The following is a 787-nucleotide window of genomic DNA, read 5'->3' on the forward strand; positions in this document are numbered from 1 at the left end:
CTAGACAAAATGACACCAAATGAGTTTTACTATGATCAGCTACCCCAACAAAACAAGGTGGCTTAACTAGAGCGGAATATCACTTATAAATACGCTTTTAGTTGTTCAAACAAGTGGGACCACCTCTTTTAATACCAGTTTTAATATCTTTTAGTATTAGATCTCCAAGTAATTGATAACGCTTGCTAACCAATTCACCTCCACACATTTTTAATGAAGGATTATATAGAGAATATTGAACACCTTCATTACTGGCTTCTACTGAATTATTCCCAGTTTTAGTAATTTCAATCTGAGCTAAATTACAATCAGAAATACCTAAGTTAGATGAGCCTTGAATCCACTCTCCAGCCAATTTATCCGCTACTGTTGTTGGTGTTGGTGTTGGTGTTGGTGTTGGTGTTGGTGTTGGTGTTGGTGTTGGTGTATTGGAATTATCTGAGCTGTCACTGTTACAACCAACCAAAGCAGTAATTATTACAGTCACAAAGCCACTTTTAATTATCTTGTTCATAATAAGCTACTCACTAGAAATATTTTTCACAGAGATAGCCATCAAAATTCTGATAGCTATGTTATCACTATCGCCCCCATTTTAAGAATTAATGAATTAAATGAGACTCTACCCATCCATTTCCATATTCTGTTGTTACTTCGATTAAGAGATGGATCCGTAAATTTGAACAACTCCTATAAGTGATATTCTGCTCCTCAAATGATGTTATAAACATCAATATATGGAGTATTTTATGGCACGTAGACCAAGAAGAAATCATTCAAATGATTT

1 protein-coding gene is annotated in these 787 nt (G+C 34.6%); it reads right to left on the reverse strand.

Features of this window, described 5'->3' with window-relative positions; all coding sequences use genetic code 11:
- Window positions 1-97: 97 nt before the first annotated feature.
- Window positions 98-514 carry a hypothetical protein gene (locus HYG89_RS15905; protein WP_178868381.1) on the reverse strand — a complete coding sequence of 139 codons (417 nt, stop codon included), beginning with the start codon at window positions 512-514 and terminating at the stop codon, window positions 98-100.
- Window positions 515-787 lie beyond the last annotated feature (273 nt).

It is taken from the genome of Acinetobacter sp. SwsAc5 (assembly GCF_013391485.1).
GTDB classification, from domain to species: Bacteria; Pseudomonadota; Gammaproteobacteria; order Pseudomonadales; family Moraxellaceae; genus Acinetobacter; species Acinetobacter towneri.

Bases quoted from the DNA above. Each gene is read 5' to 3' on its own strand.
- HYG89_RS15905 (WP_178868381.1), bottom strand. From the start codon at position 514: ATGAACAAGATAATTAAAAGTGGCTTTGTGACTGTAATAATTACTGCT.